The sequence below is a fragment of the Paenibacillus pinistramenti genome (assembly GCF_005869875.1).
Classification (GTDB): Bacteria; Bacillota; Bacilli; order Paenibacillales; family Paenibacillaceae; genus Fontibacillus; species Fontibacillus pinistramenti.
In genome coordinates this window covers 192,944-215,493 of the sequence record NZ_VAWG01000004.1, presented here as the reverse complement: position 1 = coordinate 215,493, position 22,550 = coordinate 192,944, and the positions used below count along the sequence as shown (strand labels likewise).

General features: G+C 56.1%; 19 protein-coding genes. 6 read left to right on the top strand and 13 right to left on the bottom strand.

The features are described from left to right. Window positions 1-122: 122 nt before the first annotated feature. The 5 genes from FCN15_RS07955 to FCN15_RS07935 form a co-directional block, all read right to left on the bottom strand. A complete protein-coding gene (locus FCN15_RS07955) occupies window positions 123-1,454 on the bottom strand; it encodes an outer membrane protein assembly factor BamB family protein (RefSeq protein WP_138494470.1) in 1,332 nt (443 codons plus the stop codon). Window positions 1,455-1,675: 221 nt separating this feature from the next. Continuing rightward, window positions 1,676-3,331: a class I adenylate-forming enzyme family protein gene (locus tag FCN15_RS07950; RefSeq protein WP_238996564.1), complete on the bottom strand. Its 1,656-nt coding sequence runs from the start codon at window positions 3,329-3,331 to the stop codon at window positions 1,676-1,678. Between the two features lie 35 nt (window positions 3,332-3,366). Continuing rightward, on the bottom strand, window positions 3,367-4,620 hold the full coding sequence (gene fabF / locus FCN15_RS07945) for a beta-ketoacyl-ACP synthase II (protein WP_203232102.1): 1,254 nt from the start codon (window positions 4,618-4,620) through the stop codon (window positions 3,367-3,369). A gap of 17 nt (window positions 4,621-4,637) precedes the next feature. Further along, the gene (locus FCN15_RS07940; protein ID WP_138494469.1) at window positions 4,638-5,093 is read right to left on the bottom strand and encodes an acyl-CoA thioesterase; all 456 of its coding nucleotides are present in this window, start codon (window positions 5,091-5,093) and stop codon (window positions 4,638-4,640) included. A gap of 225 nt (window positions 5,094-5,318) precedes the next feature. Beyond that, window positions 5,319-5,747 carry a winged helix-turn-helix transcriptional regulator gene (locus FCN15_RS07935; RefSeq protein WP_138494468.1) on the bottom strand — a complete coding sequence of 143 codons (429 nt, stop codon included), beginning with the start codon at window positions 5,745-5,747 and terminating at the stop codon, window positions 5,319-5,321. Between the two features lie 150 nt (window positions 5,748-5,897). Here FCN15_RS07935 and FCN15_RS07930 point away from each other — a divergent pair, with 150 nt between their 5' ends. After that, complete coding sequence (locus FCN15_RS07930; RefSeq protein ID WP_238996563.1) at window positions 5,898-6,944, top strand: zinc-binding alcohol dehydrogenase family protein; 1,047 nt, start codon at window positions 5,898-5,900, stop codon at window positions 6,942-6,944. A 59-nt stretch (window positions 6,945-7,003) separates the two neighbouring features. Here the strand turns inward: FCN15_RS07930 and FCN15_RS07925 are convergent, their stop codons facing one another. The 3 genes from FCN15_RS07925 to FCN15_RS07915 form a co-directional block, all read right to left on the bottom strand. After that, window positions 7,004-7,930, bottom strand: coding sequence for a DMT family transporter (locus tag FCN15_RS07925; RefSeq protein WP_138494467.1), 927 nt, complete (start codon window positions 7,928-7,930; stop codon window positions 7,004-7,006). Window positions 7,931-7,998: 68 nt separating this feature from the next. Then, window positions 7,999-8,952 carry an alpha/beta hydrolase gene (locus FCN15_RS07920; protein WP_238996561.1) on the bottom strand — a complete coding sequence of 318 codons (954 nt, stop codon included), beginning with the start codon at window positions 8,950-8,952 and terminating at the stop codon, window positions 7,999-8,001. Between the two features lie 220 nt (window positions 8,953-9,172). Continuing rightward, window positions 9,173-10,231, bottom strand: coding sequence for an LLM class flavin-dependent oxidoreductase (locus tag FCN15_RS07915; protein ID WP_138494466.1), 1,059 nt, complete (start codon window positions 10,229-10,231; stop codon window positions 9,173-9,175). 272 nt (window positions 10,232-10,503) lie between these two features. Here FCN15_RS07915 and FCN15_RS07910 point away from each other — a divergent pair, with 272 nt between their 5' ends. The 5 genes from FCN15_RS07910 to FCN15_RS07890 all read left to right on the top strand — a co-directional run bounded on the left by FCN15_RS07910 (window position 10,504) and on the right by FCN15_RS07890 (window position 18,149). Further along, window positions 10,504-10,872 carry a DoxX family protein gene (locus FCN15_RS07910; RefSeq protein WP_138494465.1) on the top strand — a complete coding sequence of 123 codons (369 nt, stop codon included), beginning with the start codon at window positions 10,504-10,506 and terminating at the stop codon, window positions 10,870-10,872. Between the two features lie 269 nt (window positions 10,873-11,141). After that, on the top strand, window positions 11,142-16,061 hold the full coding sequence (locus FCN15_RS19610; RefSeq protein ID WP_138494464.1) for a S8 family serine peptidase: 4,920 nt from the start codon (window positions 11,142-11,144) through the stop codon (window positions 16,059-16,061). Between the two features lie 57 nt (window positions 16,062-16,118). Continuing rightward, a complete protein-coding gene (locus tag FCN15_RS07900; RefSeq protein WP_138494463.1) occupies window positions 16,119-16,463 on the top strand; it encodes a hypothetical protein in 345 nt (114 codons plus the stop codon). Between the two features lie 186 nt (window positions 16,464-16,649). Next, window positions 16,650-17,384, top strand: coding sequence for an MBL fold metallo-hydrolase (locus tag FCN15_RS07895; RefSeq protein WP_138494462.1), 735 nt, complete (start codon window positions 16,650-16,652; stop codon window positions 17,382-17,384). A 45-nt stretch (window positions 17,385-17,429) separates the two neighbouring features. Beyond that, window positions 17,430-18,149, top strand: a complete 720-nt coding sequence (locus FCN15_RS07890) for a DUF554 domain-containing protein (protein WP_138494544.1) — start codon at window positions 17,430-17,432, stop codon at window positions 18,147-18,149. A gap of 159 nt (window positions 18,150-18,308) precedes the next feature. On the opposite strand, the gene FCN15_RS07885 is transcribed toward FCN15_RS07890, so the two are convergent. The 5 genes from FCN15_RS07885 to FCN15_RS07865 are packed head-to-tail and all read right to left on the bottom strand — an operon-like array spanning window position 18,309 to window position 22,530. Further along, the gene (locus FCN15_RS07885; RefSeq protein ID WP_238996559.1) at window positions 18,309-19,307 is read right to left on the bottom strand and encodes a potassium channel family protein; all 999 of its coding nucleotides are present in this window, start codon (window positions 19,305-19,307) and stop codon (window positions 18,309-18,311) included. Window positions 19,308-19,355: 48 nt separating this feature from the next. Then, on the bottom strand, window positions 19,356-19,748 hold the full coding sequence (locus FCN15_RS07880) for a DUF350 domain-containing protein (protein WP_138494460.1): 393 nt from the start codon (window positions 19,746-19,748) through the stop codon (window positions 19,356-19,358). Next, window positions 19,745-20,386, bottom strand: a complete 642-nt coding sequence (locus FCN15_RS07875; RefSeq protein WP_138494459.1) for a hypothetical protein — start codon at window positions 20,384-20,386, stop codon at window positions 19,745-19,747. The genes FCN15_RS07880 and FCN15_RS07875 overlap by 4 nt, the downstream gene beginning before the upstream one ends. Continuing rightward, entirely contained in the window at window positions 20,387-21,580 is a 1,194-nt protein-coding gene (locus tag FCN15_RS07870) for a glutathionylspermidine synthase family protein (RefSeq protein ID WP_138494458.1), read from the bottom strand. After that, the gene (locus FCN15_RS07865) at window positions 21,577-22,530 is read right to left on the bottom strand and encodes a hypothetical protein (protein ID WP_338044366.1); all 954 of its coding nucleotides are present in this window, start codon (window positions 22,528-22,530) and stop codon (window positions 21,577-21,579) included. The genes FCN15_RS07870 and FCN15_RS07865 overlap by 4 nt, the downstream gene beginning before the upstream one ends. Between the last annotated feature and the right edge of the window lie 20 nt (window positions 22,531-22,550).

Here is a 22,550-nt window from a genome sequence, read left to right as displayed (position 1 = left end):
GCCGGAAATCCGCTGTCGCCTGGGCAGGAACAGGGTGTCCCCGTCATTTTTATGACTTTGGGACACCCTTTAATATCCTCCGCCTGATTGTTAATCGAGCGTTAATTGAGTCTAATCGAGCGCTACTTGAGCGCTGCCGGCTCCGGAAACGCCAGCAGTTTGCCCTGGACCTGCACCAGAATCATGCCGCTCTCACGCAGCGTTGGCCCGTAGTTTCTGCCCGGGACAGACAGCTGAAGCACCGGCTTAGCCGCAGAGAGATTTACCGCCCGGAAAATGCCGTCTGTCTGGCCGATATAAAGGCCATTGCCAAGCAGGTCAAACCGGGCAATCGGATTGGTGACCGCCTGATTGTAGGACACGGACATTTTATCAGCGAATTTGACGCCGTAGATCTCCCTATTGTCTAATCCGACAAAAAAGATCCGGTCTCCGTAAGGTCCCGCTGCCCAAGTGAAATCCTTGCGGCCTCCCTCTACCCAGTAGAGATCCTTTTTGGCTTTGGCCGGGTCGGAATTGAGCGGATAAGCATATACCTTATGTCCGAAGGAGATATAAATCCGGTCCCCGGCCACAAAGACTTTGCCTACAGATGGCTGAGCTCCTTCTGTACCGGCAGGGATGTTTTCAGGATTATATTCCGTTTCCGATATAACCCTCCCCGTTTTGAGATCAATCTTCTGAAGGGTTGTAAGCAGCTGCTGTTCAAACAGAGTGCCCGGAACCTGAACCAGGAACGAGCTGTCCGTCATGCTTAATGGCTCGCCGAGATCTTGGGCGCTCCACATTATTTTCCCGTTAGTACGGTTAATGGCTAAAGTCTTATCATACATATATGCCCCTGATTCCTGATGCTGTTCAAGGATCACGTCCCCGCTTAACCAGATCTTCCCGCCTGTTAAAGGCCATTCGTATTGATCTTTCCACTGGAATCTGCCATCCGATAAACGGTAAGCCGACAGATGGTCACTCAACACAAGCAGCTGATCTTTCGTAAAATCGATTTGCCGGATATCCTTCTGCTTAATGGAAGAAGACCAGATCTTCCCGCCGGACTTGGCGTTAACGGCATAAATCGTTCCATCCTCTGCGCTCACATAAAGGCTCCCGTTCCGGTATACCGGAGGACCCGGATTCAGATTGCGGCCAAACCGCCAGACCGGCTTGCCTGTCTTAACAGAAACCGCCGTGAGCTGTCCTTTGGCAATCACGTAGGCTTTCCCGTCAGCAGCCGCGGCCCAGCCTTTAGACAGATTAGAGTAAGGGTCTGAAGGATCCATTGCTGCCGACCAGGAGGGCTGGATGGCCTTGACAGCCGCATCCGTGCCATAGTTCTCCCCGATATAAGAAGAGACGGAGCCGTTATCTGCCAGGGCCGGCGGGACCTCCATCCCTGCCCCGGCAGCCAGGGCAATAGAGGTTAAACAGAGAAGGGCTTTAAGCAAGATCTTCATCCATATCCACCTTTTCCAAAAATTTGCTCAGGCAAAGAAATAAACGCCAGAATTTGGATAAAGTTTCGGCCGGGGCGATTGGGATGGGAAGATTTGGATAATGAGAAGGACTCCTGCCGAAAGCGGGAGTCCTTTCTATGGATTAGGGATGAATCACGAAGCGCCGGATTGTACAGGCGAGCGATCGTTATCATTATCGATATCGTTATCGTAAATCGTAATTATCTCTCCAGCAGCCCGTTTTTCTGGTCCTCAGCCGCCATCGCTTTCACGACGAAGTGCTTCTTCTTCCCGGTCGCGGTGTAAGGAAGCTCGTCGATAAAGCGGTAGTACCGGGGTTTCTTGTAAGCCGCCAGCATCGGGTGATTGCTGCAGTATTTGTTCAGCTCCCTGGCGGTCAGCGCGGGATCGGCTTTGACGATATAGGCCGTCACAGCTTCGCCGCGGAGCTCGTCCGGCACGCCGACCACCACGGACTCCTTGACGCCCGGGTGCTGGTTCAGGATTTCTTCGATCTGGACAGGGTGAATATTTTCCCCGGAGGAGACGATCATATCATTCTTGCGGCCTACGACCGTCACGAACTCCTGTTCATCCCAGGTGCCCATATCGCCAATGTAGATCCAGCCTTTGTAGAACACCTTCTCGCTCTCTTCAGGGTTGTTGACGTAAGAATAGGTCGTTTTGGCCGGGGCTTTGACAATAATCTCCCCGACCTCGGTGCCGTCCTTGGCGACGACGTCATCCGGCTCGGCCCGGCGGTCCGGGTAGACCTTCACGACTGCCATGTCGTCATCGGTGCAGGAGCGGCCGGCTGAGCCTGCCATCCCAGGCAGGTCATAAGGGCGCAGGAATGTATTCCAGAAGGCCTCCGTAGTCCCGTAACCGTTGAAGATATTCGGAGTCAGCACCTTCTGGTATTTGATGCAGTCCTCGCGCTCCAGCGGCGCGCCCATCGTGACGATTCCTTTCAGCCTGGACAAATCGGACGGGGATTTCAGCTGGCTGTCGTGGAGCATCTTCAGCATCGGCGGTGCGCCGATCAGGAAGGTGATGCCGTATTTTTCGGCGAGTTCAAGCGTGGTCTTGGGATGGAAATAGCGGAGAATGACCACTTCGCCCCCTACGTACAGCGTAGGGTTCGGCCCGCCGGAGTGGATGCCGCCGCGGTGGAACCAGGGGCTCATGTTCATCGTTTTATCAACGGGACTTAAAGGAAAATGCATCGCTACGTCATGAGCGGACAGCACGTCATTGATGTTGTTCAGCGGCACGCCTTTCGGTCTGCCGGTTGTGCCGGACGTATACAGGCGGGTATTCTCATCGTAAATGTGGGGACGTACACCGGTCTGCGGCTCTTTCTCGGACTGGCCTGCCAAATAATCGGCCATCTTCATATGACCCTCCGGCACCTTCGCGTTCCCCGTAATGTCAACCATGAGGATGCGGCGCGGCTTGTGGGAAGCCATCTCCAAAGCCTTCAGCGCAATCTCCTTGATCTCCGCATCGTAGATGTACACGGCGGGCTTGCTGTCATCCAGAATGTAGGCGGTCTCTCCCGGAGAGAGGCGGAAGTTAATCGGGGAGTTGATCGCCCCGAGCTTCTGCGGTGCCAGGTAACTGAACACAAATTCAACCGAGTTGAGCAGCTGATAGGTAACGACCTCATTCTTGCTTACGCCATCGGCCAGCAGCGCGTTCGCCAGCTTATTGACTTCCTGGTTCAGCTCGGCGTAGCTCCAGGTACGCTCGCGCTGGGTGCAGGTGACGGCCGGGCGGTCCGCAAACCGGTGTGTGTTGCGCATAAATCCTTTGATATAAGTATATTCGTGTTCAAAGGTCTCTTTGAACATGGAAGCGTCATAGGTGTATTCCACGATAGTTCTCCCTTCTGATCCGTATCCAATCTCTATCAGCTCTGTCCGGCGTCAAATCGGCCGACGATCAGCGAAGCATTTTGCCCGCCGAAGCCGAACGAATTGGACATCGCCACATTCACTGTCCGATGCTGCGCCGTATTGGGCACGTAGTTCAAATCGCAGTCCGGGTCCGGCGTTTCATAGTTCAGCGTAGGCGGCACGATGCCCTCCCGGATTGTCTGGATGCAGGCAATCAGCTCCGTTACGCCGCCTGCGCCCATTAAGTGGCCGGTGGCCCCTTTGGTCGAGCTGACGGCAAGCCGGTAAGCATGCTCGCCAAACAGCGCCTTGATCGCTTTGGTCTCAATCTGGTCGCCAAGCTTGGTAGAGGTCGCATGCGCGTTGATGTAATCCACGTCCGAAGGCTGGATTCCGGCCTGGCGCAGCGCATTCTCCATGCACAGCACAGCCCCCCGCCCTTCCGGCTCGGGCGAAGTCACATGATAGGCATCGCTGCTGTTGGCATAGCCGAGCAGCTCGGCCTTGATGTCCGCGCCCCGGCGCAGCGCGGATTCCAGCGTCTCCAGCATCAGCGCTCCGCCGCCCTCGCCCATGACGAACCCGTCACGGTTCAGGTCAAACGGGCGGCTGGCCTTCTGCGGCTCGTCGCTGCGCGTCGACAACGCGCGCGCCGCAGACAGACCGGCGTCCATCAGCTGGCACAGGATGGACTCTGCGCCGGCGGCCAGGACCGCGTCGGCCTGCCCGCTGCGGAGCAGCATCGCCGCCATGCCGATCGCATCGGCACCTGAGGAGCAGGCCGTGCTGAGCGTCAGGCTTGGCCCTTTGAAGCCGTGCGTGATGCCGATGTACCCGGCCGCAAGGTTGCCCAGCATCTTCGGAACGAGATACGGGCTGACCCGGAAGCTGCCGGTGCTCGTAATCTGCTCCTGGGCGGCGGCTGTTGTCGAGATGCCGCCCAGCGCAGTGCCCAGCACGACGCCGATCCGCTCGGGAGCCGCGTCAGGCCTGCTGTCCTTCAGCGCCTCTTCCGCCGCAATCAGGGCAAACTGCATAAAAATATCCGTTTGCCCGGCAAGCTTCTTCGGCAGATAAGCCAAAGGGTCAAAATCCTTGACCTCTGCGGCGATCTTGGCCGGAAGTCCGCTTGCGTCAAAACGGCTGAGCCGGCCGATGCCGGTTTCACCCTTTTTCAAAGCGTTCCAGTAGTTGTCCACGCCAATGCCGAGAGGGGTTACAGCCCCCATGCCGGTAATGACGATTCTGTCTTTCGCTTCTTTAGGCACTTTGCCTCCATCCCCTTCTACTCCGCCGTCTCCGGCTCTTTAAACACAGGCCACTTCTCCATAAGCTGCTCCCACAGCTCCGGATAACGGCGCTTCAGGTTGAAAGGGTTCCCCTCCAGATCGACGCAGGCGTGCGAGGTTGTCCCCTCTGCCACCAAATCCCCGTTTTGCTTGAAAATCTTGTATTGATAAGCCATCCGGGTGCGCGAGAGCACCGTTAACGAAGTATGTACCGTAATCACCTCTTCCGGCCGAACCATTTTCTTGTATTCACAATCCGCCTTCAGGCAGACCAGCGCAATGCCCAGGTCGTGAAAGGTCGGCATATAAGGCAGTCCGTAATCCGCAAGATGCTTCATCCGCGCATTCGTGAACCAGTCAAACGTTCTTGCATAATACGAAATGCCTGCCGCGTCACAATCGCCCCAGGTCACCTTCATTTCCATTTCGGAAAGCGGGTAAGAATCCGGCATACACCATTCCTCCTTATCTATATATCGCTTTATTCAAATATTGTTATATTACTAATTATATAGGATTCAAATCGTTTTTCGTGAAAATTTTAAATTATTTTTAATGCACAGGCTGGAAAAAGCCTATTTTGAGCTTGCTGCGCCTATCTCTTTCTTACTATTCTTGCCAAAGGAAAAAGCCCCCACTCCCGCTGACGGAAAGGTGAAGGGCAAAGCCGGACCTGCTTATTCCATTTCGATGGCAGCTTCCACTCCCGCTTCTGTTTCTGTTTCTGTTTCTGCTTCTGCTTCTGCTTCTGCTTCTGCTTCTAAGGCCCGGCTCTTGTAGGTTTCTCCCCACGCCTTCATCGCCGTAATGATCGGCGCAAGCGTCATGCCGAATTCGGTCAGCATATATTCCACTTTCGGCGGAACCTGCTGATACACGATCCGGTCTACAATTCCGTCCCTTTCCAGCTCGCGAAGCTGCAGGGTCAGCATACGCTGGGTGATCGTCGGACAGATTCTTCTCAATTCGTTAAACCGCTTCTTCCCGTCCAGCAGGTGATACAAAATAACGCCCTTCCACTTGCCGCCAATCACATCCAGCGTGTATTCAACCGGGCAGCCTTCCTCATTCGGGCATGCGCCGTATCCGCTGACCCTATTTCTCATAAGCAGCCATCCTCCAACAGTATACTTATTGATACTATATAACATAAATGTGTGTACTTGTTCGTTCAAACTATATCACATATATTTAATTCAAGACAATTACTGGATAGGAATATACATCAAATTCAACCCTCGAAAGGTGGACTTACAATGACTGAGCAAGCACCTGAAATGATGAAAGCTGTTGGATTGCACCGCTACCTGCCCGCTGAGGATGAACAAAGCCTGCTCGATCTCCAGGTGGAGAAGCCGGTTCCGGCCGGCCGCGACCTGCTGGTCCGCGTGAAGGCCATTTCCGTCAACCCGGTTGACGTTAAAGTAAGAGCTCCTAAAGCCAGAGTAGAGGAATCGCCAAAGATTCTGGGCTGGGATGTCGCCGGAATTGTTGAGCAGGCCGGTTCACACAGCACCCTGTTTAATGTCGGAGACGAGGTGTATTACGCCGGAAGCCTGATCCGCCCGGGCGGCAACAGCGAGTTTCATCTGGTGGACGAACGGATTGTAGGCCGCAAGCCGAAAAATCTCGATTTCGCCGCAGCCGCCGCCCTGCCGTTAACCGCCATTACTGCATGGGAGGCCTTATTTGAACGGCTCGCCATCTCCAAAGAGAAGGCAGACAACCAGGGCAAAAAGCTGCTCATTATCGGTGCTGCCGGAGGCGTCGGCTCCATTGCGCTGCAGCTGGCGCGCGAAGCCGGACTTACCGTCATCGGCACCGCTTCGCGTCCGGAGACCGAGCAGTGGGTCCGGGAACACGGCGCATCTATTGTGATCAGCCACTATGAGGACTTCCGCTCCCAGCTGGAGCAGCATGGCATGGATTCGGTGGATTACATTCTGTGCCTGCACAGCACGGAGAAGCACTGGAAGGCCATGGAGGCGGTCATTAAGCCGCTGGGCCGGATCTGCTCCATTGTCGAAACCGCAGAACCGCTTGACCTGACCCTCCTGAAAAATAAAAGCGTCACCTTCGCCTGGGAATTCATGTTTACCCGCTCCAAATACGAAACGCCGGACATGATCGAGCAGCATTTTCTGCTGAACGAGCTGGCGGACTGGATTGAGCAGGGCCGGATCAAATCCACGCTATCCGAGACGCTCTCTCCGATCAACGCCGCCAACCTGCGGAAGGCGCACCTTAAAGTCGAGGAGAACCGGATGATCGGCAAGCTGGTCCTGGAGGATTTTGAAGGATAATAAATTTTGAATAGTAAAAAAACTAAAACCATGGCCGCCCTCCCGGGAGCCATGGTTTCTTATTTGGAACCTGTCCTAACGGTCTTGATTCCCCGTTCTAAGCCGGGGGCTGCCTTCCGGCTCCGGCTGCCTGCCAGATAGACGCCGCCCAGAATAAAGAGCAGGCCGGCTACCATGTTCCAGCTCACCGCCTCGCCCAGCAGCGTAAAGCCCCAGATCAGCGCCGTGGCCGGCACCAGATAGGTGACCATGGTGGCAAATTCGGGACTTCCCTTCTGCACCATGAAGTAGAAGAGAATGTAAGCTACACCGGAGCCGAACACCCCCAGGCCGACGACCGCGCTGATAACCGGCAGGGACGCCAGAGGGGCGAAGGATACCCGCTCCGTGGAGAAAGCCATAATTCCGCTCCCCACCATCGCGGACACCAACGTGCCGAACGTGGTCTGATACAAGGTCAGCGACGGCAGGAACCGCTTGGTCAGCTGCGTTCCGAAGCCGTAGCACAAGGTAGCGCCGAGCATGCAGAGCAACCCGAGCGGATCGACCGAAGACAGGGAGCTGGTCCGCAGGCCGACCAGGAGCACCAGCCCGAACAGGGCCACTCCCATGCCGAACCACTGTCTGCGGGTGGTAGCCGTCTGGAACAGCACGACGCCGATAACCATCGTCCAAAGCGGAGTCGTCGCGTTCAGGATCGAAGCCATGCCGCTGGTCAGGTGCGTTTCGCTGAAGCCGATCAGCGTCCAGGGCACCGCGGTGTTGATCAGCGAGATGACGGCCATCGGCAGCCAGCGGATGTCCTTGAGCCCGAAGGGCTGCCGCATGACCAGCATGACGGCGGTGATCAGAACCAGCCCGAAGGAGGAGCGGAGGAAGGCCACGGCCCAGGGGCCGTAGTCTTCCAGCAGGATTTTTACAAACATGAATGATCCTCCCCAGATCAGGCTCAGGAGAATCAGGGCCAAATAAAGCTTGCGGTTCAAATTAGCGCCTTCTTTCTATGCAAAGTTGTCAGGTATAGAGGGCCGAATGTGAGCTTGGCACGGAATCATTATTTTAACGTATTCAAAAAAGAAAGCACAGCCGTCCTCATCTGATCCAAACCCGGCTGTTCAATAGGCAGATGCCCCGCGCCCTCCAGAATCACGCACTGCTTGGTGCCCTGCAGCCGCTTATAGAAGGCCTCGCTCAGAGGGTAGGGCGTCATGGGGTCCAGCTCAGGGTGGATCAGCAGCACCGGGCATTTATCAAAGCTTTCCGGATTGACGGCGGGCTTATAGCTCATGAAGGTTCTTAAGAATTGCACAGGCATTCTTATGCCTGCCGCCCGCGGATCGTCCATGATGAGTGAAGCCAGCCGGGGATTATTCGAGATATGCTTCATCCTGGAAACCAGGTTGACCGGCAGCTGAATGGAATCCAGCAGGAATGGGAGAGCATCCATCGCCCTCTTGCCAGCGCGGCTGATCAGCCGGTTAGGGGCAAGCTGGTCGCGGACCGCCGGATCACGGGTATCGGCGAAGGTCGTGGCGATTAACCCTTTGACATTCTTCGCGGCTGCGGCCGTATGATACGCCAGCATCCCTCCAATGCTGACGCCCAGCAGGACAACGGCTTTCCCGTCCCGTTCCGCTTCCCGCTGGATCAAATCGGTTAAGAGTTCAATCCAGTAGGGGTAGCTGAGCATTTTGGGCGAGTGTACCCCGCTTAGCCCGTAAGGCGGCAGATCAGGGGCGGCTGTCTCATAGCCGTGGAGCTGAAGCATCCGCGCATAGGGCGCCAGCAGTCTGCTGTTTCCGCCAGCGCCATGAATCAGGATCACCTTTAGGCTGGAGTCCGCTGCCGGCCACCGGTCGATATGAATCCTGCCGTCCTTCCGGTTCCACCACTCTTCAACCGGCTGACAGCCGTCATGGATGCGCAGCTCTTCAGGAAAAAAGTGCTGATACTTCTCCCAGTACCGCTCAGTCTGCGCATAAGTGCCCAGGTTATTGTCTATGTTCATCTGCACAAAAACCCTCCCCTCACTATCCCTTCATCTGCTTCGCGACTTATTCCTCTCTCGCTATTCCAGGTTCCTTCAGTATAACAAACAACAGGGCATCCAGCGGAAAAAGAAAAAAGCGCCCGGGAGCCGAATTCCCCCTCCCTGTAAAAGGTTATGGAGGCTCCCCGGACTGCCGGAACGCTTGGTTATTGAAGCTTATTTCGATCAAGCTTATTTTTTATTTCGCTCCGCCTTCGGCTTCCCACTTGGCGATTTCCTCGCGCACACGCGGGGCGACTTCCCTGCCGAGCAGCTCGATGGATCTCATTACCTCGGCATGAGGCATGGTGCCGACCGGCGTGTGCAGCATAAAGCGGGTAATGCCGACATGCTTGCGAAGGTGGATAATCTTGTTCGCCACCGTCTCGGGATCGCCGACATACAGCGCCCCCTGGGCGCTGCGCGCCGCATCAAACGCGGCCCGGTCGTAACGGCCCCAGCCGCGCTCCCTGCCCAGCTTGGACATCGCCGCCTGGGTGGAAGGGAAGAACTTATCCGCGGCCAGCCCAGTCTCCTCGGCCACAAACCCGTGCGAGTGGGACGCCACCGGAAGCTTGGAGACATCGTGCCCGGCATGGGCCGCGGCCCGTTTATACAGGTCTACAAGCGGAGCGAACTGCACCGGACTGCCGCCGATAATCGCCAGCACGAGCGGCAGGCCAAGCAGGCCTGCGCGGACCACGGACTCCTGATTGCCGCCGCTGCCAATCCACACAGGCAGAGGCTCCTGAACCGGGCGCGGATATACGCCCAGGTTGTTGATGGCGGGGCGGTGCCCGCCTTTCCAGGTGACTTTTTCAGACTCCCGGATCTTGAGCAGCAGCTCCAGCTTCTCGTCAAACAGCTCGTCATAGTCGTTCAGGTCGTAGCCGAAGAGCGGGAACGATTCAATGAAGGAGCCCCGCCCCGCCATAATTTCCGCCCGGCCGTTTGAAATGCCGTCCAGCGCTGCAAAGTCCTGAAAGACGCGGACCGGATCGGCCGAGGACAAGACCGTCACCGCGCTTGTCAGCCGGATGCGCTTGGTCTGCGGAGCCGCGGCAGCCAGCACAATCGCCGGATTGGAGGCCGCGTAATCCTCGCGGTGATGCTCCCCGACGCCAAAGACATCCAGCCCGACCTCATCGGCTAAAATAATCTCCTCTACCACCTCGCGCAGGCGCTGCGCGTGGCTGATTACCTCCCCGGTCTTCGGATCGGGCGTTGTCTCGACAAAAGTACTAAGTCCTATTTCCATGAATAATTCCTCCTCTATTTCATTGATCTATTTAACTAAAATTTCGTTAGTTAATTACATAATTATACTTTCTATATTCTGCATGTTTTTTGATGATTTTGCAACCCTAAAGATTCCCTGCTGGAGGACGGGCCGGGCCGAGCCGGGCAGGCCCCTTAAAGGCTGTCCTCTCTCCCATTGTTCCCTCGGACTCTATCCTTTATCATAGAGAGGCAGTACGGCTTCTAGGTAAAAATGATTCTATGAAACTATGAGATACGGGGGTTTATCCGATGAAGACAGCAGCGATCCTGCTTGAAATTCTACTATTGGCCTCATTTCTCGGCTCCGGGCTGGCCAAGGTCTGCGGGCTGCGGAGCCAAGTGGACAATTTTCGTAAAATGGGCTTACCCCAGTGGTTCCGGGTGGTAACGGGGCTGATGCAGCTGATCGGCGCAGCTTTGCTGACAGCCGGCTTCTGGGCGCCCAGCTGGTCGGTCCTCGGCGGCATCTGGTTCGGCTTCATGATGCTGTTCGCGCTGATCACGCATATCCGCAACCGCGATCCCTTTCTGCACAGGATTCCGGCCATCGTGCTGCTGCTGGCAGCTGCATGTGTTATTCTATTGCAGGCTTCGAAGCTGGGAGGGTTCCCGGGTTAACAGGCATGAAAAGCTCTTTCCACATAGGGAAGAGCTTTTTTGTATCCTTAATTTTTTGCGTCTTTAATTTTTTAGCGTCCTTGATATCGTGCCGCGGGGCCGCTCCTCCCCGTTTGTACAGAGTGCGCAGAAACGTGTAAGAAATTGTAATATTTTCACTAATTCTATATTTTTGCAAAAATGAAGAGGATTTTGACAAAAAGATAGAGTATTTATTTAGGAGTCACCTTTGCTTACACGCCACTATAATCGTAGAGGGAGATGAGAGTTTGAGCAGGAGAATCATCGCAGGAATTGTAAGCTTTCTGCTGGCCTTCACGCTGGCCCTGCCGGGAGCAGGCGCGCAGCAGGACGCTGGTCAGCAGAGCGGAACACAGGCCGCAAACGGAGACCGGAAGGTTATATCCCAATTGGACAGCCAGGTGCTGTCATCAGGCGCATTAGACCTGAAGGATAAGGCCGGTCTGCAGGATAAAGCACTGAGCCGCCCCACGGCTTCCAGGCAGACTTCGGACAATAATGGACTCACTATCGAGAAGCAGGATACCGTAACCCAAGAAATCGGAACCCAAGCTCCCCCTCAATCTTCAGATTCAGACACTGAACCTCAAAGCAGTGAACCTCAAAACTTCGTTGCATCTTCAGACAGCCAAGCCCTTATTTCCGTTATAGTTGAACTTCAGGAAGAACCCGTGAAAGTATTTGAAGCGCAGAGAAGCAAGCTCCGTTCGAAGCTGAGCGTGCAGTCTCAGGAATCCATTATCGATTCGGAGCAGAGAACCTTTAAGGCCCAGGCCTTAAATAAGCTTGATGTTGAGTTTAACCGCGAGTACTCCGGTATTTTTAACGGTTATTCCTTGACCCTCCCTGCCAACAAGGTGGATGAGCTTCTGCTTCTGCCGGGAGTAAAAGCCATTTACCCGAATAACACGGTATATGCTACCGCAGATGACGGGGATGCTGCTGCCGCCGCTGCCATGGAGAGCAGCACCCAGTTTATCGGCAGCGATTCGTTCTGGGAGGACGGCGAGAAAGGCGAAGGCATCAAGGTCGGCGTGATTGATACCGGTATCGCCAAAGATCACCCTGATCTCGAAGCCGTCATTCCGTCCGGCGACTGGGGATATGATTTTGTAAATGACGATAACGAGCCCTATGAAACTACCAAAGAGGATTATGAACAAGCGAAGAAGGAAGATCCGAATCTCCCTGAAACCGAGGATGGCCGTCCTTATTGGACTTCACACGGCACCCATGTCTCCGGGGTCATTGCGGGGCAGAATGTGGGAGCGGACGGCAAGCCGGGAGTAGAAGGCATAGCACCTGAAGCCGAGCTTCATGCCTACAAGGTGCTTGGCCCTTACGGCAGCGGCACTTCAGAAGATGTGCTCGCGGGAATTGAGAAAGCGGTAGAGGACGGAATGGATGTCATTAACCTTTCTCTCGGCTCCGACTTCAACAATGAGAAGACAGCCGAGTCGATCGCCCTGAACAATGCTGCGCTGGCCGGCGTAATTCCGGTCGTTTCGGCAGGCAACTCCGGTCCGGACACAGCAACGCTGGGCGAACCGGGAACCTCTGAAATGGCCATTTCCGTTGCAGCCTCCAAATCGCCGCAGGAGACGCCAATCGTGCGTATTAATCCCATGGAGGATGGAAGCTTCTTCATGGAGCCTTTCGCCGGATCGCCGGGGCTGGACAGCTTGTCGGGCGCCTACCCGCTGGTGGACGCGGGCTTGGGCAAAGCCGCCGACTTTAAAGGCAAGAACCTGAAAGGCAAAATTGCTTTGATTAAACGCGGAGAATTTAATTTTTCTGAAAAAGCTGCAAATGCACAGAAGGCCGGCGCCGCCGCCGTCCTAATCTATAACAATCTCCCGGAAGCGCTGGAAACCGGCACCGTAGAAGGCGGGGGAATTACCATCCCGGTTTATGCACTTTCCGGGGTGGACGGTGACAAGATCAAGGCTGCTTTAAGCAGCCATGCCCTGACCGCCGAGCTCAGCCAAGTCATCGAACAGGACATTCTGGCTTCCTTCAGCTCCCGCGGACCGGCCAAGCAGTCCTATACGATGAAACCGGACATCTCCGCCCCGGGCATGAACATTGTATCCAGCGTGCCGGAATACGAGGGCTGGTATGAGTCCGAAAGCGGAACCAGTATGGCTGCACCGCATATTGCCGGGGCCGCTGCCCTGATCAGGCAGAAATATCCGGAGCTTACACCGGATGAGATCAAGTCTCTGATCATGAACAACGCCGTGTCCATGAACGACCGGAGCGGCAGCCGCTATTCCTATATGGATCAAGGCGCCGGCCGGATCGACCTGAATCAGGTCATGGATGCCAAAGCGATCGCAATGGTCCAGCAGACGACAGACGCGGTGGAGAATCAGGTATCTGCCGCTTATCATACCGGAAGCCTCTCTCTGGGCTATGTCGCTAAAGGAACCAGCGCCCAGCGTACAGTAGAGATTAAGGATCTTTCCGGTTCAGCCTCAACCTATACGATTTCATCTTCCTGGTATGGCGAGGCAGCCGGCGCAGCCGACATCACCTTGTCCCAGTCTCTTGTAGAGGTGGCTCCAGGCGGGGATGCCTCTTTCACAGCAACGGTAAACATGTCCGGCAGTGCCGCAGCGGACCAGCTTTATGAAGGGAAGCTGATGTTGACCGATTCCTCCAGCGGTGATGTCATTGCACTGCCGATAACCGTCTATGCGGGTGAAGCTCCTCAGGTCAATACCGTATCCGGCCTGCAGGCCTCTCCGCCTGCCTTCTCGCCTAACGATGACGGAGTTTACGACACGTCCGATATTCTTTTTAATATCAACAAGTACACCGGCTATTTCTCCCTGGATGTCTTCTCCTCCAGCATGGATTGGCTGGGAACCCTGGAGGAAGAAGCAGAAGCTTACCCCGGACAATATGGAATCGAAGGCTGGGATGGCGTTCTGGATGGACAAAAGCTTCCGGACGGCGTTTATTATCTGATTCCTTTTGCCGGGGACAGCTACGAGGATGCTGCTCCGCTTGAAGATGAGGCCGGCCTATTTGTGATTGATACGGAGGCGCCGGAATCTCAGCTGGACGACCCGGAAATCGAAGTCGATAAAGCGAACATGGCCGGCACCATTTCCGGTCAGATTACTCAGGATATGCTGATCGACGAGCTGACCGGTGAGGGCGGCCTAGCCGTAAGCGATGTGGTCGGAGCCGCCGCCTTGTATGAAGCAAATGGTGAATTCGTACAAGCCGATGGCAAAGTTGACGATGAGGGGCATTTTACCATTTCTGTGCCTCTTGCCCTTGGGGAGAATAATATTGAGATCTATGTGTACGATCTGGCGGGGAACGGAAATATAAATCCGGCCCATGTCGTGAGCTATACCTTCACCGGTGTTGCTCCTGCAGCCTCTCCGTCAACGGTAGAGCCGAACGCAGGCTTTGATGTTGCCGTCAACTTTGCCGTTACGGACGCTGTGTATTCCGCCAAATTTGATCTGCTGTACAGCAAACAGCTGGGTGAGGCCGCGGTCACCCCGAGCCCAGAGCTGACGGAGCAGCAGGCCGCATTCAATCCGGAGGTTCCTTTAACGGTATCCGAAGCCGTCTACGATAACGGGGATGACCTCAACCGGCATGAATTCTTTGAAAGCCTAAACGAAGCGGACGGTTATACCGGAAGCGGTTCGCTGGCCGCCTTCCATTTTGACGGGGCGCCTGGCGGACAATACACGTTCGAGCTCAGCAGCGTGATTCTGATGGACAAAGACGGCAATCCTATTGCGGTTGATGTCGTTCCGGCAGCACAAGTTACCGTTCAGGAGCAGCCAGAGCTGAAGGTACAGCCGGAGTCCGTCTCCGTCAAGAAAGGCAAGAGCCGGCAGCTGCAGGTTGTCTATAAGGATGCTGACGGAACGGAAATCAGCGTTACCAATGAAGCAGACTACAGCGTGTCCGATTCAAGGATTGCCTCCGTTAAGGAAGGTCTGGTAACCGGCCAGGCAGTCGGCCAAACCGCGGTACAAGTCAGCTACGAAGGACTTACTGTATCGGTTCCCGTGACCGTTACCACTCAACCTTCATCCCCTTCAACAGGCGGATCCAGCACTTCAGCACCGGCACCAGCACCAGCTCCGGCTCAGCCTGCGGACGGCTCGGTGAAGAAAGCTCTGGAAGCGGGCAAGCCGGCAGCGCTGGAACTGGAGAACGGCATGACCGTAACGCTTCCTGCAGGCGGAACGCTGCCGGACAACGCGGCCTTCGCGCAGATCAAGCCTTCAACAGCAGCCGAGGCCAAACAGCTGATGGAGGGTCTGAAGCTGGATAACAGCTATACGCCGCTCGGGGACTATTATGAGTTCTCTATTTTGGATAAAAATAGCTCGGCCATCAGCGGCACCGCGCTGAATCCGCCGGCTGCCGTCTCCATCCCGCTGGAAGCCCTTCAGGCGGGCGGGATCAATGGAGAAACCATTAACCTGTACGAAATCAGCCCTCAAGGCCAGCTCATTCTGCACGCCGGGCATCTTGAGAATGGCGAGGTCACTGCTGAATTAAGCTCGGCCGGCCGCTATATGTTTATGGCTAAGCATGCAAGCTTTGCCGATGTAACGAATCTGAATTATCCTTGGGCAGCCAACGCCATTGAGGTTCTGGCTTCCAAAGAGATTATCACCGGTACAGGAGCAGGCAGCTTCTCGCCGGGCAAAGAGGTAACCCGGGCAGAATTCGTGACCCTGCTGGTCCGCGCTTTAGGGCTTACAACCAGCACCAGTACCAGCACCACCACCGGCACCGGCAGCAGCAGTCAGGCCACATTTACCGATGTGCCGGCTGGAAGCTGGTATCAAGACGCGGTGAAAGCTGCCGCCGCGCAAGGATGGATTAGCGGTTACGCCGATCAGACCTTTGCGCCGGATCAGACGATTACGCGTTCGGAGATGGCTGTAATCCTGGCGAGAGCGCTGCAGGCTTCCGGACAGCCGCTTCAAACCGGCGCCCAGACTTCCGGCTATGCCGATCAGGCCGAAATTCAGGCTTGGGCCAAAGATGCTATCGCCCAGATTACCGGGCTTGGCATTATGCAGGGCAGCCCGGATAATCATTTTAACGGGGACCAGGCAGCAACAAGAGCCGAGACGGCTGTCGTCATTTACCGGATATTTAACGATTACGCGAATTAACCGAATAACCGCCCTCCCGCCTTCATATCTATGAAGTAAAATGACGGGAAGGCTGTGATGAACATTAGTTATCAGCAAATGCCTGGTTATCAGCAGCGGCCGCTGTATCAAGCGGATGGTCCTTATGTTCAGCAAGTGAAGACGGTCAAAAATCAGCTTCAGCAGATCTGCCGGCAGCATCATAATCAGCTGGTCAAGATCGAAACCATGGACGGCGAGGTCTTTATCGGGCGGATCGTCGGATGCAACAGGGGACTGCTGCAAATCGCGGTTCCCGCGCATTCTGCGCCTCCGGTCCCGACGCCGTATGGCGGCGCGCCGAGAGCCTTATTCGGTTACAATGATATGATTCTGACCCTTGTCCTGTACGAATTGCTGGTCATTACCCTGCTTTATACGTGAGCGCGAATAAGAGAACCAAGAAGAGTCTGCCCCGGCAGGCTCTTCTTTCTTTTTGGGCCGCCAGGGCCGCCAGGGTCGCCAGAGCCGCCGATGTCCCCTGAATACACCTGGCCCGCTTTGGCTGGATGGCCGTTTATGTTACTATTCGGGATAGGATCCTATTTTTCCATTCCGGGAGGTTCATTCATGGGACTGCAGCTGCAAATGCTGGGCACAGGGAACGCTTTTGCCAAGAAAAATTACAACAACAACGCCCTGCTGCTTGGCGATAACTTCACTTTGATGATCGACTGCGGGATTACGGCGCCCGCCTCGCTGTATCAGCTCGGCAAAAGTTTCGGCGATATCGACGCCTGCTTGATTACCCATATTCACGGCGACCATGTCGGCGGGCTGGAAGAGTTCGCCTATCAATGCAAGTTTGTTTATAACAAACGCCCGGTTCTCTACATTGCCGATACGCTGGTGCAGCGGCTGTGGGAGAACACCCTGAAAGGCGCCATGGGCGAAGACGGCGTGGATGGTCTGGAGGCATTTTTTGAGGTGCGTCCCCTGCAGGAAGGCCAGCCTTACGAGCTGTTCAAGGGGCTGACGGTTGAACTGTTCCGCACTCCGCATATGCCGGGGAAGAACAGCTATTCCCTGCTGCTGAACGGGGACATCTTCTACAGCGCCGACATGACCTTTCAGCCGGAGCTGCTCCGGAAGCTCGTGGACGAGCGCGGGGTCCGGAGGATTTTTCATGAATGCCAGCTGACCGGCAAAGGCGAGGTGCATACGACGCTGGACGAGCTTAAATCGCTGCCGCAGCCCATCAAATCCATGATTTCGCTGATGCATTACGGCGATCATTTTGCCGAGTTTGAAGGGAAGACGGACGGGATGGATTTCCTTAAGCAGCATACCGCCTACGAGATTTAACCGGTAAGGACGCAAATTCAGACAGACAGGTGGAAGTACTTGCACATGGTATTATTAGGGGCTTTAGTTAACGGGGCAGCAATTGTATTCGGATCGGCGCTGGGCCGGCTGCTGAGGCGTATTCCGGAAGGTATGAAGACAACCGTAATGAACGGCATCGGGCTGGCGATTGTGGTGCTTGGTATCCAGATGGCCTTCAAGACGGAAAATTTCCTCGTCGTGCTCATCAGTCTTGTGGCCGGCGGAGTGCTTGGCGAGTGGTGGGACGTGGACAAGCGGTTCTCCCAGCTTGGAGGCTGGGTCGAGCGGAGATTGGGCGCCGGCGAGCAGGGCGGCATTGCCCAGGGCTTTATTACGGCCAGCCTGGTGTTTGTGGTCGGAGCGATGGCCATTATCGGCGCGCTGGACAGCGGGATGAAAGGCAATCACCAGGTGCTGTTCACCAAAGCGGTCATGGACGGCTTTATTGCCGTCATTCTGACGTCAACCCTGGGGCTGGGTGTGCTGCTGTCCGCTCTGCCCGTTTTTCTATATGAGGGCGCAATTGCGCTGTTCGCCACGCAGATCAACCGCTTTGTTCCGCAGGCGCTGATGGATGGAATGATCGCTGAAATGACCGCTGCCGGCGGCATTCTGATTGCGGCGATCGGCCTTAATCTGCTTGGCCTTACTAAGATTAAGGTAGCCAACCTGCTGCCCGCCATTCTGGCCGCCGTCCTGTTAACGGCGCTGCTGTTCGGCCTGGGGCTCGGTTACCGGTCCTGAAAGAACCGAGAGGCGAACCCTGCCCTGGAAAAATCACACAAAGAAGGCTGTCCGCCGGGCCTCACGCCCGGGACAGCCTTCTTTGTTTATTGCTCCGCATGCCCCGGCTCGGCCGGGCCGCGGGCGAAAGCGCGGGCTGCACACACGCCGCAGCTCCGCTTACTTCCCGGCGATCCGCCTGTACGTCTCCGCATCCGCCACGATGTACAGCCGCGCGTCCGCCGGAATCGGCTCGTTCAGCCTGCGGTTGATGCCAAGATCGCTGCGGTCCGCCAGCAGGGTCGCCCCCTGCTGGAGCAGCGCCTGGAACGCTTCCCCGTAAGTCCGCCAGCCGGACTGCACCGGAATCTCATAGATGTCGTCGCCGTAACTGCGGCTCAGCAGCTGCTGGATCAGGTCAGGGCTGCCCTCCTGCAGGGCGGACCTGACCGCCAGCCGGGAGATCGCGTCATGGGACAGCACAAATTCATTCACCTGCGCGTGCTGGAAGTTCCGGATATTCTTCTCCTGCGTAATCTCAACCGTGGTATGCACATGGGGAGCCAGGCGCTCAATGCTGGAGACGATAAGGAGCGACTTGCCGTCAATGAGCGATGTCTCCTCAATCCTCGAATCTGCAAAAATAATCGCCGCCCGGCACCCCTTGAGATTGGCTTTCTCCAATACCGCATCCAGCGCGGGGTCCCCGCTGATAAAATGCACCTGGTGCAGGTGCTCCATCGGATGGCGGTCCGATTCGTCGATAATGACGATAGGCATGTCAGGCGAGTAGGCCAGAATCTCCTCTACCGCAGCCCGCGCTTTCCGGCTCCAATTGATCAGAATCATATGGTTCGTTCCGCGGAAGGTCAATGTCCCCGCCCCTCTCTGCCGCTGAAGACTTGCAACCAAATCAATCACCTTGCCGATAATTAGGCTGAGCAGCCCGATCCCGAAGATATACAGGAAGATCGTGAACCCTTTTCCCGCAGGCGTCTTGGCAAAATAATCCCCATACCCTACCGTCGCCATGGTCGTCAGCACCCAGTACAGGGCATTGAACCAGCTGCCGAAGGTAGCCGGCTCCAAGGCGAAGGCAGCCGTCGCGCTCAGCAGGATAAACCCGGCAGCAATGAGGGCGATGGAGGTATTGCGCATCTGCCCCATTCTGGTAATCATTTTAAGCACAAAGAGCACGTACCCGGCACCTCCCCCTCACTGCCGCCATCACACGATCAGGCTGCTTACCGCAAAAGCCGTACCGATAAACACCATGCACAGCAGCAGCCCTACCGCCACATTGCCCTGCTTTAAATGGTCGGAGATTTTAAAGCCCGGCGTCACCAGCTCAAAGATCCAATACGAGGCCAGCAGGCACACGTAGCCGACTCCAAACCACAGCATCATATGCCAGATGGAGGTGTTGGTATAAGCCGCCACACCCAGCACGATCGCTGTTGCCAGAAACTTGCCGCCAAACGCGAGGGCGACGGCTGTATTGCCTTTGCGCAGCTCCTCCATATCTTTAAAAGGCGTCATCAGGCTGAAAATAAACATGCCGAGCAGCTGAAGAACGATAATGACAAGAACACTTACTACAAGATTAACGACGATCGTCAATTGGCCCACCCCCGGAATTTCGCATATGCCAGATCATAATCGGCAAAATCATGTACTTCCTCCAGCTTGACGGAGACATTCTTCTCCTTCTCCAGCTTGCTGTAACGCGCATCGTCGATCGGCTGCTTCACCCGGTTGCCCGAGGGCAGCTCAATCACCGCAAAGCTTCTCGTCTTCCCTTGATAGGACGTCTTATAGACCCCCACCAGCGTCACGTCTGTTGTGACAGAAACCTTCAGCTGCTCCAGATCCTTCTCCGCCGAGGCTTCGTCCTTGTAGGTCTTAAGCGAGCTCCACGACGATAACCGGATGTCGTTCTTGTTGTTCTCGTCGGTGGTCAGCTCGGCGTCCATAAACTGCAGCACCCATACCTTGTCGCCTGTCGCATAGTTGCTGTCATTGGGCAGCAGCTCGTTATCCGGCAGCAGCGTCATGTCGCTGCCCACCAGATCGCCGACCGTCGTCTCCTGAATCCGGTAGTCCCAGGGCACGCGCGCCGTCTGCAGCGTTGTTTCCGCGGAATCTGCACCATTCTGTGTGGAAAAGACGCTGTCCGAATCGGAGGAGCAGGCGCTCAGCGCGGCCGCCAGCACTCCCGCAGCAAGCAGCAGCCCTATTCGTCTCCATTTCACAAACATTTATTTCACTCCCAACGCGATGAAATGACTGGTATTGCCGGTAATCAGGCCGCCCGCCCGGCCCAGCAGGCCGCAGGGCCTGCCATTAATGACAAACATGCCGGTCAGCAGATGAAATTCGCCAAACGCCGTTTCAATCCGCGTCAGCTCTGCCCTCTTCTGATACACCGATGGAAAAAGAACGCTGCTGTCGTAGCCGTCCCGGTCCTCCAGCTCCAGCCTGCCGGCCGCATCAAACAGGCGCACCGAGCCGCCCTCGCGGCCAAACATCGACTTGGACACAAAGCTGCCCGAGAACACCGGCTTGTTATACGTCGGCAGAATATAACGGGAGATGGTCTCCCGCTCTTCTTCATTAAAGAGGAGCCCCAGCTCGTAAAGCCCCCAGACAGCGGCCATCAGGCCTTTGGACTGCAGCAGAATGCTGTGCGGAGGGTTAAAGATCGCAAGCCGCCCCGTCTCAATCGCATAGGACAGCGCTTCCCCCGCATCGTCCACGCTCATCCATTCCTTCGGATATAAGGCGAACATGCGCTCAATGACGCGGCCGTATTTATTTTTCACATAGCCGTTATCAATCCACAGCTCCAGGCAGTCCTCGCACGCAATGTCCAGACCGCTGTGCCGGACCAGCGCTTCGATCGTGCCGGAATCCTCCATGTGCCAGCCGTAGCCGACACAGGCGGCCGTATCCGGACGCTCAGCACCCCAGGCCTGCGCCACCTGATCCTTCATGCCGGCATTCGGCGATACCATCCCGGCCTGCTCCGCCATCCACGGCGTCGCGATCGACGCCTCAACGTAGCCGGTCGGCGTGTCGGCGTTCAGCTCCAGCAGCTTGATCGTTCCGTCATCCGCCACCGCAAAGTCAAACCGCGCATACCGGCTGATCAGTCCCGGCTCGGCCAGCGGCGCCAGATCCAGCATTTCCCACAGAATCGGCGGAATGCCGATCAGCTCATACAAATCGCGTCTGCGGTGCACATACCGCACAGTCTTATCCAGGACCATCCACAGTTTGGACGAAGCCAGCACCAGTTCGTCATACAAAGCCTGCGGCATCAGGACCATCTGATCCACCCAGTAGGGTTCCTCCTCCAGATCGGCCCAGGTGAAACCCAGCTCATACAGCTGCTTCACCCGGCTCTCCCGGTCGGGATGCGGGGTTCCGACGACTTCGAATACGCCGCTCATCCGCCGAATAAGCCTCCGCTGGATTTACCCGAGCTTGAGCTCGAGCTTGAACCGCTGGACCGGGTGATGGAGCCTGACGAGCTTTTGCTGGAGGAGCTTGTGCCGGAGGAGCTGCCCGAAGAGCTGAGCCCGCTCGACTTGCCGCCGATGCTGCCCGGGCTTGAAGACGTTGAACGCCTTGTGATGGAGCCTGTAGTCGTTGTGGATGTCTTCGGTTTGGCTACCGAGCCGGCGGTTGACTTGTTCTGGAAAGACCCGCTCGTATAGCTGCGTGGTTTATACTGCGTGCTTGTTCCCGTGTAATAGCCGCGGTGATTGCCGTACCAGCCGCTCGTCGAATACCCGGAGCCGCTGTTGAACAGCAGATGGTACAGCAGCAGATCGTCCCAGCCGAAGCCGGAGCCTGTGCTGCCGTAATTGTTGACGATCGTAGTGCCGCCGCCCGATCCCGGCTCCGGTGTTGCGGACGGTTCAGGCGAGCCGGAAGGCTGCGCCGCATCCGTGCTTCCCTCCGAGGCTGGGAGCGGAATGCTCCAGTCGACATTTTTATCAAAATACTGCTTCACTTCTTCCGTAGACCAGGAGACCAGCTTCGGTTCATCTGCAGAAGTAGTGGTGCTGTCAGCCGAATAGGCCGCTCCCGGAATGAAAATGGCATTAGCCAGCAGCGCGATTCCGAGTGAGGTCGATAAGACGCGCACCGGCTTGCCCTCAGGGGTGAACAGCCGGGATGCAGCGGGGGCCGGAGCCTGAGCTTTAGATTGAACTTCAGATTGAGCTTCAGGCTGAGCTTCAGATTGAGCTTGAGTCTGAGCTTCACCTTCAGCTTGATCTTGAGTCTGAGTCTGAGTCTGCTCCTGTCCCCGTTCCTGCTCCCTGCCCCCTGTGTTCAGGGGCTCTTCTTGACCGGGCTGCTGCCCGGCTTTCTTGGGTTCATTTTCCTGTGTCAAAACGGTTCCCTCCTTACAGC

What these genes read in the sequence shown, in the direction of transcription:
- FCN15_RS07955 (WP_138494470.1), bottom strand. Translation starts at nt 1,454, where the DNA reads ATGAAGATCTTGCTTAAAGCCCTTCTCTGTTTAACCTCTATTGCCCTG.
- FCN15_RS07940 (WP_138494469.1), bottom strand. Translation starts at nt 5,093, where the DNA reads ATGCCGGATTCTTACCCGCTTTCCGAAATGGAAATGAAGGTGACCTGG.
- FCN15_RS07935 (WP_138494468.1), bottom strand. Translation starts at nt 5,747, where the DNA reads ATGAGAAATAGGGTCAGCGGATACGGCGCATGCCCGAATGAGGAAGGC.
- FCN15_RS07930 (WP_238996563.1), top strand. Translation starts at nt 5,898, where the DNA reads ATGACTGAGCAAGCACCTGAAATGATGAAAGCTGTTGGATTGCACCGC.
- FCN15_RS07920 (WP_238996561.1), bottom strand. Translation starts at nt 8,952, where the DNA reads ATGAACATAGACAATAACCTGGGCACTTATGCGCAGACTGAGCGGTAC.
- FCN15_RS07915 (WP_138494466.1), bottom strand. Translation starts at nt 10,231, where the DNA reads ATGGAAATAGGACTTAGTACTTTTGTCGAGACAACGCCCGATCCGAAG.
- FCN15_RS07910 (WP_138494465.1), top strand. Translation starts at nt 10,504, where the DNA reads ATGAAGACAGCAGCGATCCTGCTTGAAATTCTACTATTGGCCTCATTT.
- FCN15_RS07900 (WP_138494463.1), top strand. Translation starts at nt 16,119, where the DNA reads ATGAACATTAGTTATCAGCAAATGCCTGGTTATCAGCAGCGGCCGCTG.
- FCN15_RS07895 (WP_138494462.1), top strand. Translation starts at nt 16,650, where the DNA reads ATGGGACTGCAGCTGCAAATGCTGGGCACAGGGAACGCTTTTGCCAAG.
- FCN15_RS07890 (WP_138494544.1), top strand. Translation starts at nt 17,430, where the DNA reads ATGGTATTATTAGGGGCTTTAGTTAACGGGGCAGCAATTGTATTCGGA.
- FCN15_RS07885 (WP_238996559.1), bottom strand. Translation starts at nt 19,307, where the DNA reads ATGATTACCAGAATGGGGCAGATGCGCAATACCTCCATCGCCCTCATT.
- FCN15_RS07875 (WP_138494459.1), bottom strand. Translation starts at nt 20,386, where the DNA reads ATGTTTGTGAAATGGAGACGAATAGGGCTGCTGCTTGCTGCGGGAGTG.
- FCN15_RS07870 (WP_138494458.1), bottom strand. Translation starts at nt 21,580, where the DNA reads ATGAGCGGCGTATTCGAAGTCGTCGGAACCCCGCATCCCGACCGGGAG.